Origin of the sequence: Sphingobium cupriresistens (genome assembly GCF_004152865.1) — a bacterium.
Lineage (GTDB): Bacteria > Pseudomonadota > Alphaproteobacteria > Sphingomonadales > Sphingomonadaceae > Sphingobium > Sphingobium cupriresistens.
Map to the genome: position 1 here is coordinate 180363 of NZ_SEOO01000001.1, position 22607 is coordinate 202969.

Here is a 22607-nt window from a genome sequence, read left to right on the forward strand (position 1 = left end):
GGTAACGCATGTGTTCCCGCGAAGGCGGGAACCCAGTCCGGCGGCAGGACGGGATTCCCGCCTTCGCGGGAACATGCTGAATGATGTCCGCTCTCAGCCCTATCCGAGAGTCTCGAACATTTACAGGGGGGTCATGCGGCCTGCGCGGTCGCAGGCCGGTAGAAGGTCGCGCCGCTCGCCGCCATCTCGCGCAGTTGCGCCGTCGGCGCAAAGCGCGGGCCATGTTCCGCCGCCAGCCGGTCCAGCACGGCAACGACATGGGCGATGCCGACGGTGTCCATGTGGCTGAACGGCCCGCCGGTGTAGGGCGCAAAGCCCCAGCCGAAGATCGCGCCGATGTCGCCATCCTCCGGCGTCTCCAGCACGCCTTCCGCGAAGCAACGGGCGCACTCGATCAACTGGCGATAGAGCAGCCGCTCCTTCACCGCCTCGACGCCGGGCTGCTCCGCGGCGCGCGGGAACATCTCGCCCAGCACTGGCGACAGATATTTCTTGCCGCCTGCGGGATAATCGTACCAGCCCTTGCCATTCTTGCGGCCCAGGCGACCGGCCTCGACCATCTGCACCATGATGTCGTCCGAACCCTGCGGCACATAGGCGTCGCCCAGTTCCTTCTTCGCGGCGCTCATGATCTTCCAGCCCAGTTCGATCGACACTTCGTCGCTGACGGCCAGCGGGCCGGTCGGCATCCCCAGTTGCTTGCCGGCATTTTCGATCAGCGCCGGATTGACGCCTTCGCCGACCAGCTCCGCGCCCTCCTGCACATAGGTGCCGAAGCTGCGCGAAGTGTAGAAGCCGCGGCTGTCATGCACGACGATGGGCGTCTTCTTGATCTGGCTGACGAAATCCAGCGCCTTGGCGATGGCGGCGGGGCCGGTCTTCTCGCCCAGGATGATCTCCACCAGCGGCATCTTTTCGACCGGTGAGAAGAAATGGACGCCGATGAAATTCTCCGGCTTCGTCCACGCCTGCGCCAGCTTCGTGATCGGCAGAGTGGAGGTGTTGGACCCGAAGATGGTGTCCGCGCCCAGAACCTCCTCAACCTTTTTGGTGACTTCCGCCTTGATGCTCACATCCTCGAACACCGCTTCGATCACGAAGTCCGCGCCCGCCAGATCGGCATAGTCGGTGGTGGGCGTCACGCGCGCCAGCGTCTGTTCCAGCTTTTCCGGCGTCATGCCCTTGCCCAGGCGCTTCTTCAGCACGTCTTCGACATGCGCCTTGCCCTTCTGCGCATAGGCCAGGTCGCGGTCGAACAGGACGACCTCTATCCCCGCCTGCGCGGCGACGGTGGCGATGCCCGCGCCCATCATGCCCGCGCCCAGCATCGCCAGTTTCTGCGTCGGCGCCTTGGCCTCGCCCTTGGGCCGGCGCGCGCCGCGTTCAGCCGCCTGCTTGTTGACGAACAGGGTACGAATCATGTTGGACGCCTGCGGGTCGGCGGCGACCTTGGCGAAATATTGGCTCTCGATCTGGATCGCCTTGTCCATCGGCAGGGTGATGCCTTCATAGACCGCCGACAGCAAAGCGATCGGCGCGTGCATGTTACGCTGGGTCTGCTTGAGCGTCATCGGCAGCGCTCCGGCCATGGTCTGGACAAAGGCCGGATTGAAGCCGCCTGCGCCGCCGGGCACCTTATAGCCCTTGACGTCCCACGGCTGAGAGGTGGCGTTGGGGTTAGCCTTCACCCACTCCCGCGCCGCTGTGACCGCCGTTCCTTGCGGCACGACCGCATCGACCACCTTCAGCATCGCCGCTTCGGCCGGACGGAACAGCTTGCCCTGAAGCATATACATCAACGCGGCCTGCACGCCCATGATGCGCGGCAGGCGCTGCGACCCGCCGCCGCCGGGGAAAAGGCCGATCAGGATTTCGGGCAGGCCCAGCTGCGTCTTGGGGCTGTCGCCCACGAAACGGCGATGGCAGGCCAGCGCCAGTTCGAAACCGCCACCGACGCAGGCGCCCTCAATGGCGCAGGCGACCGGCTTGCCGCTGGTTTCCAGGCGACGGAACAGCGCGTTCAGCACGAACAGATCGTCGTACAACGCGGCCGGGGCGGGGGCGTCGCCCGCCTTCGCCAGCATCGCCCCGAAAAATTTCAGGTCCATCCCGGCCATGAAGCCGCTATTCTTGCCAGACGCGATGACCGCGCCCTTGATGCCCTCTTCGGACGCGATGCGCGTGATCGCGGCGTCCAGATCGGCCAGGAACTCCGGGCCGATGACGTTCATCGACTGGCCGGGAACGTCGATGGTCAGCGTGGCGATGCCGTCGGCGTCGATGTCGAATGCGATGGTGTTCATTGGTATGGCTACCTTTCCCAACATCCGTTCGTCCTGAGTAGCCCCTTCGACTGCCTGCCAAGGCAGGCGCTCAGGACAGGCACTGAGCGAAGTCGAAATGGCGTATCGAAGGATGCTTCGATACGGGACTTCGACAAGCTCAGTCCCTACTCAGCACGAACGGTTTTATTCTTGTTTCAGATACGCTCGATGATGATGCCGGTGCCCATGCCCGCGCCGACGCACAGGTTGACGAGCGCCGTGCCCTTGCCGGTCCGTTCCAGCTCGTCGAGCGCGGTGCCCAGCACCATCGCCCCGGTCGCGCCCAGCGGATGGCCCATGGCGATCGCGCCGCCATTCACGTTGATCTTGTCATGATCGAGGTTCATCGCCTGCATGTAGCGCAGCACGACCGACGCGAAGGCTTCGTTCAATTCCCACAGGTCGATGTCGGCGGTGGACATGCCTGCGCGGGCGAGCAGCTTGCCGGCGACGAATTCCGGCCCGGTCAGCATGATCAGCGGTTCCGACCCGATCGACGCCATGGCGCGGATGCGGGCGCGGGGCTTCAGCCCATATTTGTCGCCCATATCCTTGTTGCCGACCAGCACAGCCGCTGCGCCATCGACGATGCCGCTGCTGTTGCCGGCATGATGGACATGGTTGACCTTCTCCAGTTCGGGATAGCGCAGCAGCGCCACCGTATCGAAACCGGGCATGTCCTCGCCCAGCGCGGCGAAGCTGGGTTTCAGCGCGCCCAGCGACTGCATCGTCGCGTCGGGGCGCATATGTTCGTCATGGTCCAGCGCCACGCGGCCGATCACGTCCTTGACCGGCACGATCGACCTGGCGAAGCGGCCCTCGTCCCACGCCTGCTTGGCGCGCTTCTGGCTCTCGACCGCATAGGCGTCCGCATCTGCCCGGTTGATGCCGAACTTGGTGGCGATCACGTCCGCGCCTATGCCTTGGGGCGCAAAATAGGTTTTGTAGGCGACCGCCGGGTCCATCGCCCAGGCGCCGCCGTCCGACGCCATCGGCACGCGGCTCATCGATTCGACCCCGCCGCCGATCGCGAACATCGCCTCGCCCGAATAGACTTTCGCGGCGGCCATGTTGACCGCTTCAAGACCGGAGGCGCAGAAGCGGTTGATCTGCACGCCCGGCACGGTCTCCGCGTAGCTGGCGTTCAGCACCGCGACGCGGGCGATATCCGCGCCCTGTTCGCCGACCGGGCTGACGCAACCCAGGATCACGTCGTCAACGTCCGCCGTGTCGATCTGGCTGCGATCGCGCACCGCTTCCAGCACCTGCGTCGCCAGTTGGATGGGCGTGATATCGTGCAGCGATCCGTCGGCCTTGCCCCGGCCACGGGGCGTCCTGACGGCGTCGTAAATATAGGCTTCCATGTTTTTCCCTCTCCGTGGGCTGCCCTGCGGGCGCACTGGATGTGGGGGAAATGTATTTACGTTTACGTAAAGTGCAAGTGTAAATGTATGGGCTTGATGCCGTCCCGCCCTGCCGTAGCGGCAGGGCGAGGCTGTTTCGCAAAACATCCGTACAACTGTCCAACTCCCTGTCGCACGCCGCCCTTTCGCCGTGCGAATCCCTGTGCCATTGACGGGCGATGCGGATCGCCATCCTCTCCGACATTCACGGCAATATCGCCGCGCTCGACGCCGTGTTGGACAATGTCGCAGGGCGGGGCGCGGATGCGATTGTAAACCTGGGCGATATAGTGTCCGGCCCGCTTTCTCCCTGTGAAACCGCCGACCGGCTGATGGCGCTGAACCTGCCCACGATCCGCGGCAATCATGAACGGCAATTGCTGACCCGGTATCCGGGCCATATGGGCGCGTCGGACCGCTATGCCGACGCGGTGCTGCAACCGCGTCATCGCGACTGGATCGCGTCTTTGCCCGAAAGTCTGTGGCTGGCCGACGATGTGCTGATGGTCCATGGCGCGCCGGGCGACGATATTTGCTATTGGCTCGAAACGCTCGATCCTGACGGATTGCGGCCCGCCACAGCCGATGAAGTGGAGGCGCGGGCAGGGGGCGTCGCCGCCCCGCTCATCCTGTGCGGCCACACCCATATCCCGCGCATCCACCATCGGCCGGGCGGCGGGATGATCGTCAATCCCGGCAGCGTCGGCCTGCCCGCTTATGATGACGACCATCCCATTCCGCATAAGGTGGAGACGGGATCGCCCCACGCCCGCTATGCGATCGTCGAGCAGACGGCAGGCGGATGGACGGCCGAACTCATCGCCGTCGGCTATGATTGGGACGCCGCCGCCCGCGCGGCTGAAGCGCACGGCCGGGCCGATTGGGCCGCCGCGCTGCGGACAGGTCGCGCCTAGAAGCGTTGCGCGTCGGCCGTTGCGGCCTATATCCCTCTGCATGGATAGCGTGACGCAAGCCCCGACTCAGCAAACCCCTTCGCCGCTTTCCATCCCCATCTTCCGCGCGATCTGGACCGCCAGCCTCGCGTCGAACTTCGGCGGCCTGATCCAGTCGGTTGGCGCGGCCTGGATGATGACCTCGCTCTCGGCCTCGCCCCAACTGATCGCGCTGGTCCCGGCCGCGACCACCTTGCCGATCATGCTGCTGTCGCTTTGGGCCGGGGCGGTCGCCGACAATCTGGATCGGCGCAAGGTGATGATCGCCTGCCAGGCGTCGATGCTGATCGTGTCCACCGCGCTGGCGCTGACCGCCTGGGCCGGGCTGGTCACGCCCTGGCTGCTGCTGGGTTTCACCTTCCTGATCGGCTGCGCCACCGCGATCAACGGTCCCGCCTGGCAGGCATCGGTCGGCGACATGGTGCCGCGCGCCATCCTGCCCAGCGCGGTCGCGATGAATTCGATGGGCTTCAACCTGGCGCGCAGCGTCGGCCCGGCGCTGGGCGGCGTGATCGTCGCGGCGGCGGGGGCGGCGGCCGCTTTCCTGACCAACGCGGTCAGCTATATCGCGCTGCTGACGGTCCTGTTCCGCTGGCGGCCGGACCTGCCGCCCAAGCTGCTGCCGCGCGAGCGGCTGGGCGTCGCGATGCAGGCGGGCCTCAGCTATGTCGCCATGTCGCCCAATATCCGTCTGGTGCTGTTGCGCGCCGCGGTCTTCGGCGTGGGCGCGAGCGCAGTGTCTGCGCTGATGCCGCTGGTCGCGCGCGACATATTAGGCGGCGGGGCGCTGACCTTCGGCCTGACCAGCGGGGCGTTCGGCATTGGCGCTGTGCTCGCTGCGCTTTCAACCCGTCATCTGCGCGCGCGTTTCTCGGTGGAAACGATGGTGCGGTCGGCCGCGCTGATCCTGGCGCTGGGCACCGCGATCACCGGCGCGAGCGGCTGGCTGGCGCTGGCCTTGTTTGGCTATCTGCTGGCGGGCATGGGCTGGGTGACGGCGCTCGCGACCTTCAACGTGTCGGTGCAGATGTCGGCGCCGCGCTGGGTCGTCGCGCGGGCGGTGTCGCTTTATCAAATGACCGCCTTCGGCGGCATGGCGATCGGCGCATGGATGTTCGGTTGGATCGCCGAGCATCATGGCGTGGTGGAGGCGCTCTATGCCTCCGCCGCCGCGCAATTCGCCGCCGCGACGCTGGGTTTTCTTCGCCCGCTGGCGCAGACTGGAGAGGATAATCTCGACCTCCAGAACAGCTGGCGCGAACCCGATACGGCCGTGCCGGCGGAGCCGCGCAGCGGCCCGGTGGTCGTCACCATCGAATATCGCATCCCGGCCGGTTCGGTCGTCCCCTTCCTGTCCGCGATGAGCGAGCGGCGGCGCATCCGCCGGCGCGATGGCGCCCATGGCTGGACGCTGATGCGCGACCTCGGCGATCCGGCTTTATGGGTGGAGCGCTATCATGTCTCGACCTGGCTCGATTATGTCCGCCACAACCAGCGGCGGACGGTGGCGGACATTGACAATAGCCAGGCCATTCATGCGCTCCATGCCGGGCCGAACCCCCCGGTGGTGCATCGGATGCTGGAGCGCCAGACCGGATCGCTGCCGATCAGTCGCGCGCCCGATCCGCGCGAAATGGGCGATCCGATGACCGATCCGACGCGGTCGAATTGATTATTGCTGTGGCGTTACCGGCCGCCAGCCGGGCAGATCCTCCGGCGTGTCGACGTCGTGCAGGACATTGCCGCTCGTCTCGATCTGGATGCCGTGGCTCAGCAGCGCGCGCGCGCCCTGGTCGCCTTTCAAGGCCAGCAATTCGGGGAAATGCTTGCGCCCGATGAATGCGGGCGGGGAGGAGGAGAAGCCGTCGGTGGAGGCGACCACGGACCTGATATCCTCCGCCGCCAGGCAGATGCGGTTATAATGGGTCTGCGGCACGTCGGGCATGTCGGCCAGGCAGATTAATATGCCGCGTATCTTCATATTGGGCATGACATGTTCGACCGCGCGCACGATGCTGCCCGATATGCCCTCTTCGGGCCGGTCGTTGACGATGATGGTATAGCCGCGCCGGTCCAGCTTGCGGTGGATGACCGGGGCGTCCGCGATCGGGCGCACGACCGCGATCAATTCGGCGAAGGCCATGGACGCGACCGTTTCCAGCACATGGGCGGCGAGCGGCTTGCCGCGCAGGTTGGCCATCAGCTTGTCATCGTCGCCAAAGCGGGAAGATGATCCGGCCGCCAGCAGGACGGCGGCGATCCGTTCAGTGCGCATGATAGGTGAAACGAAAATACATGGTCTTGTGGCGATCCCGATTATCCCTTGATCTGCCACCATGGCGATCTTGTGTCCAGCGGTCCCGAAAGACACTGGCCATTGCAAACCCCAGCCGCCATATGCGACGCCAACAGCATAAGGAGTGGCCCTGTTCATGGCATGTGAACTCGAAACGGAAACCGTCGGCGACGGCAAGGAGCCGGTCCCGGCCGAAGTCAGCGAGGCGATCCGCACCCTGATCCGCTGGTCGGGCGATGCGCCCGAACGCGAAGGGCTGGTGGAAACGCCTGAACGGGTCGCGCGCGCCTGGCGCGAATATTGCCGCGGCTATGGCGACGACCCGGCCTATCATCTCTCGCGCATCTTCCATGAAGTAGGCGGCTATGACGATGTGGTCCTGCTCAAGGGCATTCCGTTTCAGTCGCATTGCGAACATCATATGGCGCCGATCGTGGGCCAGGCGCATATCGCCTATCTGCCCGGCGATTATGTGGTCGGCATTTCCAAGCTCGCCCGCGTCCTCCACGCCTTCGCCAATCGGCTCCAGGTGCAGGAAAGGCTGACGTCCGAAGTCGCCAACTGCATCTGGGATCACCTGAAGCCCCAGGGTGTGGCCGTGGTGATCGAGGCGACCCATGGCTGCATGACCGGGCGCGGCGTGCGCACGCCGGGCGTCATCATGAAGACCAGCCGTATGCTCGGCGTGTTCCGCGACGATGAAAAGTCGCGGGAGGAAGTGCTGAAGCTCATCGCTTCATGAGCGACGACAAGGAACCCGCCTATCGTCCCCTGGGCAAGGCGCGCAGCGACGCCGCGCCGGTCGGTGCGCCGCTGGCGCCCAAGCGGCTGGCGCTCGTCACCGGCGGGCATCGGCGGCTGGGCGGCATCATCGCCGCCGCGCTGGCGAAGGCCGGCCATTCGCTCGCCATCCACGGCAGCCACGACACCCGGCTCGATTCCCATCTGGCGCTGACGTTCGAAGCGGAAGGGACGGAATGGGAGGGCTTCGTGGTCGATTTCGCCGATCCCGAAGGGGCGGAGGAACTGGTGGCCAAGGTGGCGGATCGCTTCGGCCGGCCGCCGGACATATTGATCAACAGCGCCGCTTTGTTCGGGCAGGACCGGCTCGACACGGTCACCGCCGACGACCTGATGCGCCATTATGCCGTCAACTGCGCCGCGCCCACTTTGTTGACCAAGGCGTTCGCCACCATTCCGGCGGGCGTTGGCGATCGCTGCATCGTCAACATTCTCGACCAGCGGATCGACCATCCCCATGCCGACCAGCTGGCCTATACATTGTCCAAGCTGGCGCTGGCCGGACTGACCCGCACCAGCGCCAGCAGCCTGGCGCCCAAAGTGCGGGTAAACGCCGTCGCGCCGGGCCTGACGATCGCGACGCCCGATTATGACGAAGCGCAAATGGAGCGGCTGGCGGAGATGATGCCGCTTGCGCGCCTGCCGCAAGCGGAGCAGATCGCGCAGGCGGTGCTCTATCTGGTCGAAGCGACTGCCGTGACCGGGCAGACGCTCTATGTCGATGGCGGGGCGCACCTTAAAAGCTATGATCGCGACTTCATGCATCTGTGCCGATAGGCTCGGCGCAAATGCGTTGCGTTGGGGCTGGCGAAGCGCCGCCCATGGCAATAGAGCGGTCCCAAAGCTAAAAGGAGACGGCGATGACCTATGAAACCATCCTGGTCGAACAGCGCGACGCGGTGACGCTGATCACGCTTAACCGGCCACAGGCGCTGAACGCGCTCAACAGCCAGGTCTTGAAAGATCTGAGCGCGGCCTTTGGCGCCTTTGACGCCGATCCGACCCAGCGGTGCGCAGTGCTGACCGGCAGCGGCGAAAAGGCGTTTGCGGCAGGCGCCGACATCAAGGAAATGGTCGATAAGGACGCCGCGGACTTCTTCCTGGAGGATTTCTTCTCCGGCTGGCAGACCGGGGTGGTCGCGACCCGCAAGCCGTGGATCGCAGCGGTGCAGGGCTTTGCGCTGGGCGGTGGGTGCGAACTGGCGATGATGGCCGACTTCATCCTGGCCGGCGATACCGCGAAATTCGGCCAGCCCGAAATCAAGCTGGGCGTCGCGCCCGGCATGGGCGGGTCGCAGCGCCTGACCCGCGCGGTGGGCAAGGCCAAGGCTATGGACATGTGCCTGACCGGCCGGATGATGGACGCCGCCGAAGCCGAACGCGCCGGGCTGGTGAGCCGCATCGTCCCGGCCGCCGACCTGCTGGAAGACGCGCTCAAGACCGCCGCGGCGATCGCCGCGATGCCGTCCATGGCGGCGATGGTGAACAAGGAAATGGTCGACATCGCCTTCGAAACCGGCCTGGCCCAGGGCCTGCTGACCGAACGCCGCCTGTTCCAGATATTGACCGCGACGCAGGATAAGAAGGAAGGCATGACCGCCTTCGTCGAAAAGCGGCCAGGCGTCTGGCAGGGGCGCTGAGCGCCTCCATCTGCCCAATATACGGCGTGCTCCCGCGGAGGCGGGAACACGCTGCTCTGTCTCGCCCCGTTGAATATCCCGTCATCCGCTGAGAAATTCTCATTGGTCCATGGCGGGTATTCCCGGCGCTTTCGTTTCACAAGGAAACTGAAGAATGATTTGGCGGGCGCAGCGATGCGTCCGTCCTTGTCGTCCGTGGGAGAGGTGCGGCGCCCATGCGCCCCCTGATCGGCTCGTTGTGAAACAGGGAGCCTTTGCATGTCCGTTATTTCGTCCATCCACCTTTCCTCGCGCGCGGCATTGCTGCTCGCCTGCGCCACCGGCGCGCTGAGCGCCGCCCATGCGCAGGAACCGGTCGGGAGCGACGAGGAAACCATCACCGTCACCGGCCGCCGCATCTCCCAGTCGGCCGACGCGATCGGCGAAGACAAGGTGAGCAATGTCGTGGCGGTCACGCGCGAAGCTTTGCTGTCGGCCCCGTCGGGCATTTCGGGCCTCAAGATGCTGGAGCAGCTGCCCGGCTTCAACGTGCAGACCGACGGTGCGCTCGGCCTCTATGAATTTGGCAACAGCGTCCAGACCCGCGCCTTCAACCTCGACCAGATCGGCTTCGTGGTCGATGGCATCCCCACCGGCCGCAGCGACGCCTTTGGCGGCAGCCCGGTGTTCCGCTATGTCGACAATGAAAATCTGGGCGTGGTGGAGGCCGCGGTCGGCGCGGGCGACGTCGGCCTGCCCAGTTATTCGACGCTCGGCCCGGTCGTGCAATATAACAGTATCGCGCCGCAGGAAGAGATGGGCCTGTTCGTTTCGCAAAGCTTCGGCGATTTCGACATGAAGCGCACCTTCATCCGCGCCAGCACGGGCCAAGTCGGCCCGTTCCGCGCCTATCTCAGCCGCACCAAGCTGGACACCGACCTGTGGCGCGGCGAGGGCACGGTCGATCGCGAACATTGGGAAGGGATGGTCCACGCCGATCTGGGAGGCGACAGTTGGGCGCGCTTCAAATTCGTGTCGAACAAATTTTACGACTTCGATTCTCCGACGCTCAGCCGCAGCCAATATCTGACCGGGACCGACATCGGCGGCAAGAGCGGCCGGGATCGCGGCTATATCTCGGTCGTTCCCAACACCACGCCGGGTTTCGCGCCTGTCGCGGGCGGTCCCGCCTTCAGCAACGCCAACTATGCCTACACGAACACCCTCGCCATCAACGTGCGCGATGACAAGCTCTATGGCGGCACGGTCCATGCCGGCATCGCCGATGGAGTATGGGCCGAAGCTACCGCCTATTATGAGGATAAGGGCGGCTATGGCGTGTCGCCCGACACTTATGCCAACAGCCTGCTGCAATATCAGCGGCAGACGGCGGCGGGCATAGCGCTCAGCGCGCCCAAGGGCACGCAATATGGCCTGTCGACCGTGGGCGGCGAACGCTATGGCCTGACCACCAAGCTGCATTGGGAACTGGGCGTCCAGACGATCGAGGTCGGGCTTTGGGCCGAAGTCGATACCTATCACCGCACCCAGGCGCGTTACAACACGATCGACGGGTCGCCCGCCAGCGCGCCCAATCTGGACGATCTCGTCTATGTCCGCCGCAATTATCAGTCGGAACGCAACACGACCCAGGCCTTCGTCAAGGACCGGATCGCGCTGCTGGACGACAGCCTGATCTTCGACCTGGGCGTCAAGGCGCTGAACATCGACTATCGCTACAGCGGCTATCGCGACTTCAACGATTATTACCGCAATGCCGGCACGACCGCCGCGCCGATTTGGGTCTCCGGCTGGGGTCCGCAGACGCTGCGCACCAGCTATAGCGACGGCTTCCTGCCGATGGCGGGCGTGCTGTACAAATTTGACAACCAGACCCAGATATTCGCCTCCTATGCGGAAAATATGGCGCTGCCCAAGGGGCTGGACGATGTCTTTTCCGTCTCCCTGAACAGCAGCGCGGCCGGCGTGCCTGCGCCTGCGCCGGAACGGTCGCAGAATTTCGAAGCGGGCATCCGCACCAACCAGGGGCAATTCTACGCCTCGCTGGCGGGATATTACACCAAGTTCAAGAACCGCATCCAGTCGATTGGATCGATCCTGCCCGGCACCACCAACGTCATCGAAACCTTCTTCCAGAATGTCGGCCGGGTCAGCGCCTATGGCGCGGAATTCAGCGGCACGTTCAAGCCGTCGGCGCTTAATGGCCTGGCCTATTTCAACCTCAACGCCACGTACAACATTGCGAAGTTCAAGGACGATATCGTCACCGCGACGACCACCTACCAGACCGACGGCAAATATATTCCCGACAGCGCCAAGTGGATCATCAACGGCGGCGTGACCATCGAACCGGCCAGCTGGCTGGTGGGCAACTTCTCCGGCAAATATACCTCGCGTCGCTGGTCGACCTTTGACAATTCGGCCGGGTCCAGCGTCAAGGGCTTCACCGTGTTCAGCGCCTATGTCGATATCGGCGACGGCTTCAGCCTGGGTCCGGTCAAGGGCATGAAGGCGCGGTTCAACGTCGACAATATCTTCGACAAGGATACGCTGTCCTATATCTCGCCATCGGTGACGGGCGACGGCTTCTTCCGCCCGCTGTCCCCGCGCACCTTCCAGTTCACCATTTCGGGCGAAATCTGATGCGGGCAAACTGGATGATGGGGGCGGCGCTTCTGGCGCTGCTCCCCGCCGTCGCACAGGCGCAAGATGTGCCGAAAAAAGTGTATCAGCTTCACCAGAAGCTGATCACCCTCGACAGCCATCTCGACACGCCGGCCTCGCTCGACCTGCCGGGTTGGTCGATCGACGAGGAACATGGCGTCCATAGCGACTATACTCAGGTCGATTTGCCGCGGATGAAGAAGAGCGGCCTGGATGGCGGTTTCTGGGCGATCTATACGGGGCAGGGACCGCTGACGGTCGAGGGGTTCCGCAAGGCGCGCGGCTTCGCAATCCTGCGCGGCCTGTCGATCCGTACCATGGTGGCCGCCGACCCCGCCAATTTCCAGCTCGCGCTGGAGGCGAAGGACGCGGCGCCCATCGCGGCGGCGGGCAAGCGCATCGTCTATATGTCGATCGAGAACGCCTATCCGCTGGGCGAGGACCTGTCGTTGATCGACCTGTTCTACGACATGGGCGTGCGTGTGTCGGGCTTCGCCCATTTCGCGCATAACCAGTTCGCAGACAGCTCGACCGACCCGTCGAAAAAGCCGCGCTATGGCGGGCTTAGCCCGCTGGGCAAGGAATTGCTCAAGGAAATGAACCGGCTGGGTATCGTGCCCGACGCCTCGCACTCGTCGGACCAGGTGCTGGATGACCTGCTGGCGCTCTCGACCACGCCGGTCCTGCTGACCCATTCGGGGTGCAAGGCGGTCTATGACCATCCGCGCAATGTCGATGACGATCATCTCAAGGCGCTGGCGGCCAAGGGCGGCGTCATCCAGATGAACGCCTATGGCGCCTATCTGCGCGCGTCCAAGCCAAACCCGGATCGGCAGAAGGCGCTGATGGCGCTCTATGGCCAGATGCGCGAAGACGCCAAGGTCTCACCGGAAAAGCGCGCCGAACTGCTGGCCAAGCGGCAGGAGATCGACAGGCTCTATCCCGACACCGACAAGCCGACCTTTGATGATTTCATGGCGCACATGCTGCACGCGCTCAAGGTCGTGGGGCCGGATCATGTCGGCATCGGCCTGGACTGGGACGGCGGCGGTGGCGTCGTGGGCATGGAGGATGTGGTCGCCCTGCCCAAGATCACCGACGCGCTGCTCAAGGCCGGCTATAGCGAAGCCGACATCCAGAAAATCTGGTCTGGCAATGTCCTGCGCGTGCTCGCGGCGGCGGAAGCGGCGAAAGGGAAATAGAGTTCCGTTCGCCCTGAGCGAAGTCGAAGGGTCAGGCCGAGCGGAGCGAAGCCGCTTCGCTTCGCTCCGCCCGAAAGGGGGCGTTACTTCCCCTCCAGCATCTCAATCATCAGCGAGAAATCGCGCGCGCCTTCGCCCCGGTTTGCAAGCAACTGATAGAGCGCCTCGGCGGCGTTGCCCATCGGCACGCTGGCCCCGACCGAGGCGGCGGCCTCGGTCGCCAGCTTCAAATCCTTGAGCATCAGGCCGACCGCAAAGCCGCCCTGGTAGCCATTGTCGGCCGGGGTTTGCGGGCCGACGCCGGGGACGGGGCAGTAGCTGGTCATCGACCAGCTCTGGCCGGAAGAGACGCTGGAAATATCGTAGAAGGTCTGCGGATCGAGGCCCAGTTTCTTCGCCATGGCGAAGCTTTCGCATGTGGCGACCATCGTCGCGCCCAGCAGCATATTGTTGCAGATTTTCGCGCCCTGGCCATTGCCTGCGCCGCCGGCATGGATCACCGCCTTGCCCATGGCGGACAGGATCGGCTTGGCCTTGGCGAAGGCCGCATCCGCGCCGCCGACCATGAAGGTCAGCGTGCCGCCATTGGCCGCCGCGATGCCGCCCGAAACAGGCGCGTCGACCATTTCGAATCCCTTGGCGACCGCCGCCTCGATCACCCGCCGCGCGGTGGCGACGTCGATGGTCGAACAGTCGAGGAAGAGCGCGCCGCGCTTGGCCGCGCCGAAAATCTCGCCGGCATAGACGCTCTCGACATGCTTGCCGGCGGGCAGCATGGTGACGACCGCATCGGCCCCGGTCACGGCGTCCGCGGCACTGGTCGCACGGACGGCGCCATGGCCTTCCGCCTTGGCCAATGCCTCTTCGGACAGGTCGAAGGCGCGCACGGCATAGCCGTTTTTCAGCAGGTTGGCGGCCATCCCGCCGCCCATATTGCCAAGGCCGATGAAGGCGATCGTCTGTGTCATGTTCCGGGCTTCCTCTTTCTTAATCTGGTCAGGCGGCGTCCGTGGCCGCCGGCATCGGCGTCCATTGCTTGTCCGCCGGCAGGGGCGCAAAGATCGCGTCGATCATCGCATCGCTCACCCCCTCCAGCGTGGCCGGATTCCATTGCGGCGCATTATCCTTGTCGAAAATCACCGCGCGCACCCCCTCGACGAAATCGGGGCGGCGGATGATCGCGCAGGCGAGGCCATATTCCATCGCCATATTGGCGGCGAAGTCGGTCTTGGCCGCGCCCTCGACCAACTGGCGCAGCGCCACCTTGATCGTCTGGGGCGATTTGGTGGCGAGCACCGCCAGTTGCTTGCCCGACCACTCGCCGCCGTCCGCCTGCAGCGCGGCGACGATCGCCTCCGCCTTGTCGGAGGCGAACAGCCGGTCGATGTCGGCGCGGTGCGCGTCCAGCTTCGATGGCGGCGGGGTTTCGCCATTTTCGTCCAATATCTCGTCCAGCCCCAGAGGGTCGGCCAGGATGCGGGCCTTGATCGCATCCAGCCTGTCCGAGGCGATATAATGGGTGGCGATGCCGACCGCGGCGCAATCCGCCCCGTCGATCCGCGCGCCCGTCGCCGCCAGCCAGGCGCCGACCCGGCCGGGCAGGCGCGGCAGATACCAGCCGCCGCCCACGTCGGGGAACAGGCCGATGCCGGTTTCGGGCATGGCGAAAGTCGTCCGCTCGGTCGCGACGCGATAGCGCGCGGGCAGCGACAGCCCCACGCCCCCGCCCATGACGATGCCATCCATGAACGCGACGATCGGCTTCCCATAGACGAACAGCAGATGGTTCATTCGATATTCGACATGGAAGAAACGCTCCGCCTCGACGCAGTCGGCCTTGGCGCTGTTGGCGATAAGCGCGATGTCGCCGCCCGCGCAGAAGCCACGCGACAATTTGGGATCGCCATCGGCGGCGGGCAGATGATCGATCATCACCGCGACGACCGCATCGTCCTGCGCCCAGCCCAGCAGCGCGTCGTTGATCGCTGCGCACATCTCAGGCGTCAGGGCATGGATCGCCCTGGGCCGGTTCAGGCGGATGCGGCCGACGCCGTTTTCGATGATGGTCAGGACTTGGTCGGTCATTCTTATCTCCTTGCTCGCCCCTTGGGGGGAGCTGGAAGAGGGGGATCGCGCACAGGCCCCTCTCCAATTTCGCCTAGGCGCGTGCCGCGCCAAGGCTAAATATCCTCTCTCCCCCCAAGGGGGAGAGGATCGGGTTCAGCGCAACATATCCCGCGCCACGATCATCCGCATGACCTGGTTGGTGCCTTCCAGAATCGAATGGACGCGCAGGTCGCGCCAGATGCGTTCGATCGGATAGTCCATCAGATAGCCATAGCCGCCATGCAGTTGCAGCGCGCGATCGACCACCGACGATCCGGTGTCGGTGGCGAAGCGTTTCGCCATGGCGGCAAAGCGGGTCTTGTCGGGCGCGTTGTCCGTCACCTTCACGGCCGCGGCATAAAGCAGCGTGCGGGCGGCCTCCAATTCGGTCTGCATGTCGGCCAGGGTGAATTGGGTGTTTTGAAAATCCGCGATCGACTGGCCGAACTGCTTGCGATCCTTGGTATAGCGCACGCTTTCATCGATGCAGCGTTGCGCCCCGCCCAGCGAGCAGGCGCCGATATTGAGGCGACCGCCGTCCAGCCCCATCATCGCGATGCGGAAACCTTCGCCCTCCGCGCCGACCCGATTCTCCATCGGCACGCGGACGGCATCAAAATTGACCTGCGCGGTCGGCTGCGAATGCCAGCCCAGCTTGCGTTCCTGCGCGCCGAAGCTGACGCCGTCCATATCCTTGTCGATCACCAGGCAAGAGATGCCCTTCGGCCCGTCCTCACCCGTGCGGACCATGACGACATAGACGTCATTCTCGCCGCCGCCGGAGATGAACTGTTTGGAACCCGTTACGACATAATGATCGCCGTCCCGGACCGCCTTGGTCTTGAGCGCGGCGGCGTCCGATCCTGCGCCTGCTTCGGTCAGGCAATAGCTGGCCATGCGCGCCATGGGTACGAGATCGGGCAGATATTTGTCTTTCACCGCCTGGTTGCCGAACCGGTCGATCATCCAGGCGCCCATATTATGGATCGAGATGAAGGCGCTGGTGGACGGGCAGCCATAGGCCATCGCTTCCATGATCAGGGCGGATTCCAGCCGACCAAGGCCGATGCCGCCTGATTCCTCCGACACATAAATGCCGCCAAAGCCGAGGTCCGCCGCAGCCCGGATCGTGTCGCGGGGGAAGATATGCTTTTCGTCCCATTCCGCCGCATGGGGCGTGATCGCGTCGGCGGTGAAGCGCTGCGCCATCTCCTGAATGGCGCGCTGGTCCTCGGTCAGGTCGAACTGGGTCATGCTCTCCATACTCCGCCCTCCTGTCCGGTGCGCCGATGATGGGCGTTGCGCAGCAGGATCGCTTTCTCGAACGCTTCTAGCAATGCCGCGTTATTGCAAGCAATGGCGAAGTTGTGCATGGACAGGCTGCAAATTTGCAGGATAGGCGCGCGCATGTTCGACTGGGACGATCTCAGGGTATTTCTGGCGGTCGCCCGCGCGCGCAAGGTTGCGCCTGCCGCCCGCGCGCTGGGCATCGATGCGACCACCATCGCGCGGCGGCTGGCACGGCTGGAAAAGGCGCTCGACGCCGAATTGTTCGAACTGGCTGCCGGGGAACGGACGCTGACTGCGCGCGGGCAGGCGCTGCTCCACCATGCAGAAGGCGCGGAAAGTGCGGCGCTGGCCGCACTGGAGGATGTGAAGGGGCAGGAGCATCGGTTGGCGGGGCAAGTGCGCCTGTCGGTGGCCGAAGGGTTCGGCACCTGGGTATTGGCGCCCGGCATGGGCGATTTCAACCGGCGGCATCCCGGCATCAGGCTGGATCTGGTGACGGCATCCGGCTTTCTCAACCCATCCAACCGTGAGGCCGACATGGCGGTGATGCTGGCGCGGCCGCAGCGTGGGCGGCTGACGGTGCGGCGGCTGGGCGATTATCGGCTGCATTTGTATGCGTCCCCCGCCTATCTGGCGCGGGCCGGCACGCCGGGCGTCCCGGCGGACCTGCGCGACCATGTGCTGGTCGGCTATGTGCCCGAATTCATCTTCTCGCCCGAATTGGATTATCTGGACGAGGTGGAGGCGGGGCTGGAGGCGGCCTTGCGATCGACCAGCATCATCATGCAGCAGCGGATGATCGCGGACGGCGCGGGGATCGGCGTGTTGCCCGACTTCATTGCGCGGCGCGACCCCGGCCTGACGGCGCTGATGGCCGAACGGGTGGAGATTACCCGCAGCTTCTGGCTGGTTATGCATGGCGACCTGCGCAAGCTGGCGCGGATCGGCGCGGTGGCCGACTGGCTGCAGGAACGGGTGGACATGCTGTCGGGCCAGCGCGATGCTGGATGACCTAAGCGAAAGGCAATCGACGCCGCCCCTTGTCCCCGCTAAGGGAGTCGCGATGGAAATAAAGCGGTCGCATTTCGCTTATGCAGCATAAGCCCAAGCGCAGTAGAGCGATCGCCCTGCCGAGCGGGGAATTTCGCGCCCGCGCCACCGAATATCTCGATTTCCTGGCCGCCTGGGTCAAGAAACCGCGCCAGACGGCGTCGGTGGTGCCGTCGAGCCGCTATCTCGCCCGGTTGATGGTGGCGCAGATCGATCCGCTGGATGGTCGCGTGCTGGAACTGGGCGGCGGGACCGGGGTATTCACCCGCGCGATCCTGGAAACCGGCCTGCCGGCAGAAAAGCTGGAGGTGGTGGAGATTAATCCCGCCTTCGCGCGCGGGCTGCGCCGGCATTTTCCCCATGTGTCGATCCTGGAGACGCCCGCGCAGATCGTATCGACCGCGACGGCGGGCCAGGCGGGCGATTATCAGACCGTGGTCAGCGGTCTGCCTCTGCTGGCGATGGACCGTTACATGCACCATGATATCCTGACGGAATCCTTCCGGATGCTGCGGCCCGGCGGCAGCTTCGTTCAGTTCACCTATTCAATGCGCCCGCCGGTGAGCCGCGACGTGATCGACGCGCTGGGGCTGGACGTGGTGCGCGCAGGCCAGACAGTGCGCAATTTCCCGCCCGCGACCGTCTTCCGCTTTTCGAAGCGCGGCGAATAGGTTGCACTAAGCCATTCACCCCCTATCTTTGCCGCAACGCAAAAGGGGCAGAGCCATCCATGGCATCCATCATTGAGATCAAGGGCCTGACGAAACGCTATGCGTCGGGTTTCGAGGCGCTGAAGGGCGTCGATTTGACCATCGAGGAAGGCGAGATTTTCGCGCTACTGGGGCCAAATGGCGCGGGCAAGACGACGATGATATCGATCGTCTGCGGCATTGCGCGCGCCACCGGCGGCAGCGTGACCGTGGCGGGCCACGACATTGTGCGCGACTATCGCGGCGCGCGCACCGCGATCGGGCTTGTGCCGCAGGAATTATCCACCGACCAGTTCGAACGGGTGATCGACACGGTCAATTTCAGCCGCGGCCTGTTCGGCAAGCCCCGCAACGACGCCTATGTCGAGAAGGTGCTGCGCGACCTGTCGCTCTGGGACAAGCGCCACAGCAAGATATTGGAACTGTCCGGCGGCATGAAGCGGCGCGTGATGATCGCCAAGGCGCTGTCTCATGAACCGCGGGTGCTGTTCCTGGACGAGCCGACCGCAGGCGTCGATGTCGAATTGCGCCGGGACATGTGGAAGCTGATCGGCGAACTGCGCCAGACCGGCGTCACCATCATCCTGACGACGCATTATATCGAGGAGGCCGAGGAAATGGCCGACCGGGTGGGCGTCATCAACAAGGGCGAACTGATGCTGGTCGAGGACAAGACCGCGCTGATGAAGAAGCTGGGCAAGAAGACGCTGACGGTCGTGCTGGCCGAACCGATCGACGTGGTGCCCGCGGACCTTGCCGAATGGGGCGTCACGCTGGGCGGGGAAGGCCATGAACTGGACTATATCTTCGACACCCAGGCGGAGCGGACCGGGGTGTCGTCGCTGCTGCGCAAGCTGGGCGACCTGGGCATCGGGTACAAGGATCTGAATACAAGGCAGAGCAGCCTGGAAGACATATTCGTCAGCCTCGTCCATCAGGAGAAGGCCGCATGAGCCTCCAGAATCTGCGCGCCATCGCGTCCATTTATGCGTTCGAGCTGCACCGTTTCCGTCGCACGCTGCTGACCGGTCTGCTGGTCCCGGTCATCACCACCTCGCTCTATTTCGTCGTGTTCGGCGGGGCGATCGGGTCGCGCATGACGGAGGTGGACGGCATCCCCTATGCCGCCTTCATCGTGCCCGGCCTCATCATGATGGCAATGTTCACCGAAAGCATCTTCAACGCCAGTTTCGGCATCTATATGCCAAAATTCACTGGCACCATCTACGAACTTCTGTCCGCGCCGGTGTCCGCGACGGAGACGGTCATCGCCTATGTCGGCGCGGCGGCGACCAAGTCGCTGATCGTGGGGAGCATCATCTTCCTGACCGCACATATGTTCGTGGACGTGCCGGTCGCGCATCCTTTCGCCATGGTTGGCTTCATGCTGCTGATCGCGGTCAGCTTCTGCCTGTTCGGTTTCATCCTGGGGGTCTGGGCGCAGAGTTTCGAACAGTTGCAGGTGATCCCGCTACTGCTCATCATGCCGATGACCTTCCTGGGCGGCGCCTTCTATTCGGTCCATATGCTGGCCGAACCCTGGCGCACGATCACCCTGTTCAACCCGATCGTCTATCTAATCTCCGGCTTCCGCTGGACCTTCTTCGGCAAGGGCGACGTCGCGATCGGGCTGAGCCTGTTGTTCGTCGTGGGGATGCTGGTGGTCTGCATCAGCGTCATCGGATGGATGTTCCGTACCGGATATCGACTGAAGAAATGACGGCGGACGACGGCTTTGTGGCGCCGATCTTCGGCTCGGCGTTCGCCGCGGAACTGGAGACGCTGCTGCATTGGCGCCGCGACGTGCGCCATTTCGAGCGGCGAGCGGTGCGGGAAACCGACATGCGCGACCTGTTGCGCTGCGCCTGCCTGGCGCCGTCGGTCGGCAATGCGCAGCCCTGGCGGTTCATGCGCCTGCGTTCGGCCGCGATTCGCGCCACGTTGGCCGATCATATCGACGACGCCAGCGCCAGCGCTTCCGCCCGCTATGCCGATCCGGCGCAGCGCGACCGGTATCAATCCCTGAAGCTGCACGGGGTACGCGAAGCGCCCGAACTGATGGCGGTGTTCTGCGATGAAGCGCCGTCGGCCGGCCATGGCCTTGGCACCGCCACCATGCCCGAAATGTTGCGCTATTCGACGGTGCTGGCGATCCACAATCTGTGGTTGGCGGCGCGGGTGCGCGGGATCGGCGTGGGTTGGGTGTCGATATTGGAACCGCAGGCTGTCGCCGCCATGCTGGACGTCCCCGTCCACTGGTCGCTGATCGCCCTGCTTTGCATCGGCTATCCGGCCGAACAATGCTCGATACCAGAATTGGAGCGCCGCGGCTGGCAGGCGCGCGAGCCATGGCCGGACCGGCTGTTCGAACGCTAAAACCGACAGTCGCAGCGGCCGGATGCGAGGATCAGGCGGCGGCGCTTTCGGGCGCGACGGCGAACAGGGTCACACCCTTATATTTGTCGTCGCCGTCATTATAAAGGCCATACATCGCCTCGAACGGCTCATCGAGCACCTGTAGATCGGACAGACCGACCAGCTTGAATGTGCCGAGCTTCAACTCGCGCGGCGGGCGGCCGTCGCGGTCTGTCGTCACCGCGTCGATGAACAATTCGTCATGACGGGTGTAAAGGATGTGCGGGGCGAGGGTGACGACCATTTTATTATAGGTCACCTTCAGGCACTTCTGGAGCGCGATGGCTTCAAAAATCTCGGTCGGAGCTTGCATGATGTCGCTTCCCTGACCGATTTTGCCGATTCTTTCAATTGCTTTGTGCGCCGCACCATATCCTTTCCGTGCAATCAATACGATGGATCGTGTCAGGCCGGCGCCAATCTTAGCCGTTCGCGCAGCGTCCAGCGGCTGATGAGCAGTACGGCCACCACGCCCAGGCCGCTGGCGAGGCCCAGCCAGATGCCCAGCCCCTTCATGCCGAACGGGAAGGCGAGCAGAATGCCGACCCCGATGCCTACCACCCAATAGCCGATCAGCGCGAAGATCATCGGCACAGTCGTATCCTGCACCCCGCGCAGCACCCCTGCGCCCACCGCCTGCGCCGCATCGACCAGCTGGAACAGGGCGGCCACGGCCAGGAAACTGATGGCCAATGTCACGGTGCGCGCATTGGCGGGGTTGGACAGGTCGAGGAAAGCCGAAACCAGCGTGCGCGGCATGAAGATCAGCAGCGCGGCGGCGCAGACGGCAAAGCCGGTGCCGATCATCAGCGCCAGCCAGCCCGCCCGGCCGATGCCGGCGCGGTCCTGCCGACCATAGGCGATGCCGACCCGGATCGTCGCCGCCTGGCCGATGCCCATCGGCACCATGAAGACGAGCGCGGCAATCTGGATCGCGACGGCGTGGGCCGCGAGCGAATCGCGGTCGATCAGGCCCATCAGGAAAGCCGAGGCGTTGAACACGCTGGTTTCGAATCCCAGGGTGATCGCGATAGGCAGGCCCAGCGCCCAGACCTGCCGCTGCCGTTCGCGATCGCGGGTCCAGAAACGGCCCATCAGCCGATAGCGGCGGAATCGCCGGTCGATCAGGATGACGGCAAGCAGGCCGAAGAAGAGGAAGCAGGAAGACAGGGTGCTGGCCAGGCCCGCACCGAACAGGCCGAGCGACGGAAAGCCCAAATGGCCGAAAATCAGCGCCCAGCCCATCAAGACGTTGAAGGGAATGGCCCCCAGCATGACGATCAGGCCCCAAATCGGCCGTTCGAGCGCAGCGATGAAATTGCGCAATGTGGTGAAGCCCAAAAAGGGCAGCAGCGCCCATTGCAGGCCATGCATCAAATGCCCGGCCTCACGCGCCAGATCGGCGTCCTGCCCCATCGCCAGCAATATCGTTTCGCATTGCCACAGCAGCAGCCAGGCGGGAGCGACGAAGAAGAGCGCGGCACGCAGGGTCTGATGGACCGTTCGGCGCACGTCGCGCACGCTATGGCGGCGGCGGCCCCGTTCGCTCGCGATCAGGGGCGATGCGGCGGTGACCAGCCCCATGCCGAACAGCAGCAGCGCATGAAACAGGTTGATGGCCAGCGCCCCCGCGGCGACCGCTTCCGCTCCGATCCGGCCGAGCAACAGCAGATCGGTGGCCGCAATCGCCGACCAGGCGATATTGCCAGCGATCATCGGCAGCGCGAGCGCAATCAATGCGCCGGCCTCGATA

General features: G+C 64.6%; 20 protein-coding genes. 12 read left to right on the top strand and 8 right to left on the bottom strand.

What is annotated here, in order from left to right:
* Positions 1–131 precede the first annotated feature (131 nt).
* A complete protein-coding gene (locus tag EWH12_RS00875; protein ID WP_129925401.1) occupies positions 132–2303 on the bottom strand; it encodes a 3-hydroxyacyl-CoA dehydrogenase NAD-binding domain-containing protein in 2172 nt (723 codons plus the stop codon).
* A 176-nt stretch (positions 2304–2479) separates the two neighbouring features.
* The gene (locus tag EWH12_RS00880) at positions 2480–3688 is read right to left on the bottom strand and encodes an acetyl-CoA C-acetyltransferase (RefSeq protein ID WP_129925402.1); all 1209 of its coding nucleotides are present in this window, start codon (positions 3686–3688) and stop codon (positions 2480–2482) included.
* Positions 3689–3906: 218 nt separating this feature from the next.
* Here EWH12_RS00880 and EWH12_RS00885 point away from each other — a divergent pair, with 218 nt between their 5' ends.
* Positions 3907–4641: a metallophosphoesterase family protein gene (locus EWH12_RS00885; RefSeq protein ID WP_129925403.1), complete on the top strand. Its 735-nt coding sequence runs from the start codon at positions 3907–3909 to the stop codon at positions 4639–4641.
* A 49-nt stretch (positions 4642–4690) separates the two neighbouring features.
* The gene (locus EWH12_RS00890; protein WP_422917705.1) at positions 4691–6352 is read left to right on the top strand and encodes an MFS transporter; all 1662 of its coding nucleotides are present in this window, start codon (positions 4691–4693) and stop codon (positions 6350–6352) included.
* Here EWH12_RS00890 and EWH12_RS00895 read toward each other — a convergent pair whose 3' ends face one another.
* Entirely contained in the window at positions 6353–6955 is a 603-nt protein-coding gene (locus tag EWH12_RS00895; RefSeq protein ID WP_066600983.1) for a nucleotidyltransferase family protein, read from the bottom strand.
* A gap of 157 nt (positions 6956–7112) precedes the next feature.
* Between EWH12_RS00895 and folE the strand changes: the two genes are divergently transcribed.
* From folE to EWH12_RS00920, 5 genes are all read left to right on the top strand, one after another.
* Positions 7113–7718 carry a GTP cyclohydrolase I FolE gene (gene folE, locus EWH12_RS00900; protein ID WP_066605013.1) on the top strand — a complete coding sequence of 202 codons (606 nt, stop codon included), beginning with the start codon at positions 7113–7115 and terminating at the stop codon, positions 7716–7718.
* A complete protein-coding gene (locus tag EWH12_RS00905; protein ID WP_129925405.1) occupies positions 7715–8554 on the top strand; it encodes an SDR family oxidoreductase in 840 nt (279 codons plus the stop codon). Before folE ends, EWH12_RS00905 begins: the two co-directional genes overlap by 4 nt.
* Positions 8555–8637: 83 nt before the next feature.
* On the top strand, positions 8638–9417 hold the full coding sequence (locus tag EWH12_RS00910) for an enoyl-CoA hydratase-related protein (protein WP_129925406.1): 780 nt from the start codon (positions 8638–8640) through the stop codon (positions 9415–9417).
* A gap of 258 nt (positions 9418–9675) precedes the next feature.
* Positions 9676–12060, top strand: coding sequence for a TonB-dependent receptor (locus EWH12_RS00915; protein WP_129925407.1), 2385 nt, complete (start codon positions 9676–9678; stop codon positions 12058–12060).
* Positions 12060–13283, top strand: coding sequence for a dipeptidase (locus tag EWH12_RS00920; protein ID WP_129925408.1), 1224 nt, complete (start codon positions 12060–12062; stop codon positions 13281–13283). The genes EWH12_RS00915 and EWH12_RS00920 overlap by 1 nt, the downstream gene beginning before the upstream one ends.
* An 83-nt stretch (positions 13284–13366) precedes the next feature.
* Here EWH12_RS00920 and mmsB read toward each other — a convergent pair whose 3' ends face one another.
* The 3 genes from mmsB to EWH12_RS00935 form a co-directional block, all read right to left on the bottom strand.
* A complete protein-coding gene (mmsB, locus tag EWH12_RS00925) occupies positions 13367–14275 on the bottom strand; it encodes a 3-hydroxyisobutyrate dehydrogenase (RefSeq protein WP_269076442.1) in 909 nt (302 codons plus the stop codon).
* Between the two features lie 4 nt (positions 14276–14279).
* Entirely contained in the window at positions 14280–15368 is a 1089-nt protein-coding gene (locus EWH12_RS00930) for an enoyl-CoA hydratase/isomerase family protein (protein WP_129925409.1), read from the bottom strand.
* A 135-nt stretch (positions 15369–15503) separates the two neighbouring features.
* On the bottom strand, positions 15504–16643 hold the full coding sequence (locus EWH12_RS00935; RefSeq protein WP_066605016.1) for an acyl-CoA dehydrogenase family protein: 1140 nt from the start codon (positions 16641–16643) through the stop codon (positions 15504–15506).
* A gap of 153 nt (positions 16644–16796) precedes the next feature.
* Here EWH12_RS00935 and EWH12_RS00940 point away from each other — a divergent pair, with 153 nt between their 5' ends.
* The 5 genes from EWH12_RS00940 (at position 16797) to bluB (ending at position 20815) form a co-directional block, all read left to right on the top strand.
* Positions 16797–17690 (top strand): LysR family transcriptional regulator, encoded by an 894-nt coding sequence (locus EWH12_RS00940; RefSeq protein ID WP_129925449.1) that lies wholly within the window; start codon positions 16797–16799, stop codon positions 17688–17690.
* Between the two features lie 80 nt (positions 17691–17770).
* Positions 17771–18400, top strand: coding sequence for a class I SAM-dependent methyltransferase (locus tag EWH12_RS00945; protein WP_066600999.1), 630 nt, complete (start codon positions 17771–17773; stop codon positions 18398–18400).
* 59 nt (positions 18401–18459) lie between these two features.
* On the top strand, positions 18460–19392 hold the full coding sequence (locus EWH12_RS00950) for an ABC transporter ATP-binding protein (protein WP_066601000.1): 933 nt from the start codon (positions 18460–18462) through the stop codon (positions 19390–19392).
* Positions 19389–20159 (top strand): ABC transporter permease, encoded by a 771-nt coding sequence (locus tag EWH12_RS00955; RefSeq protein ID WP_129925410.1) that lies wholly within the window; start codon positions 19389–19391, stop codon positions 20157–20159. The genes EWH12_RS00950 and EWH12_RS00955 overlap by 4 nt, the downstream gene beginning before the upstream one ends.
* Entirely contained in the window at positions 20156–20815 is a 660-nt protein-coding gene (gene bluB, locus EWH12_RS00960) for a 5,6-dimethylbenzimidazole synthase (RefSeq protein ID WP_129925411.1), read from the top strand. Before EWH12_RS00955 ends, bluB begins: the two co-directional genes overlap by 4 nt.
* A 31-nt stretch (positions 20816–20846) precedes the next feature.
* Here the strand turns inward: bluB and EWH12_RS00965 are convergent, their stop codons facing one another.
* Positions 20847–21167: a hypothetical protein gene (locus tag EWH12_RS00965; RefSeq protein ID WP_066605019.1), complete on the bottom strand. Its 321-nt coding sequence runs from the start codon at positions 21165–21167 to the stop codon at positions 20847–20849.
* A gap of 92 nt (positions 21168–21259) precedes the next feature.
* A complete protein-coding gene (locus EWH12_RS00970; RefSeq protein ID WP_066605032.1) occupies positions 21260–22570 on the bottom strand; it encodes an MATE family efflux transporter in 1311 nt (436 codons plus the stop codon).
* Positions 22571–22607 lie beyond the last annotated feature (37 nt).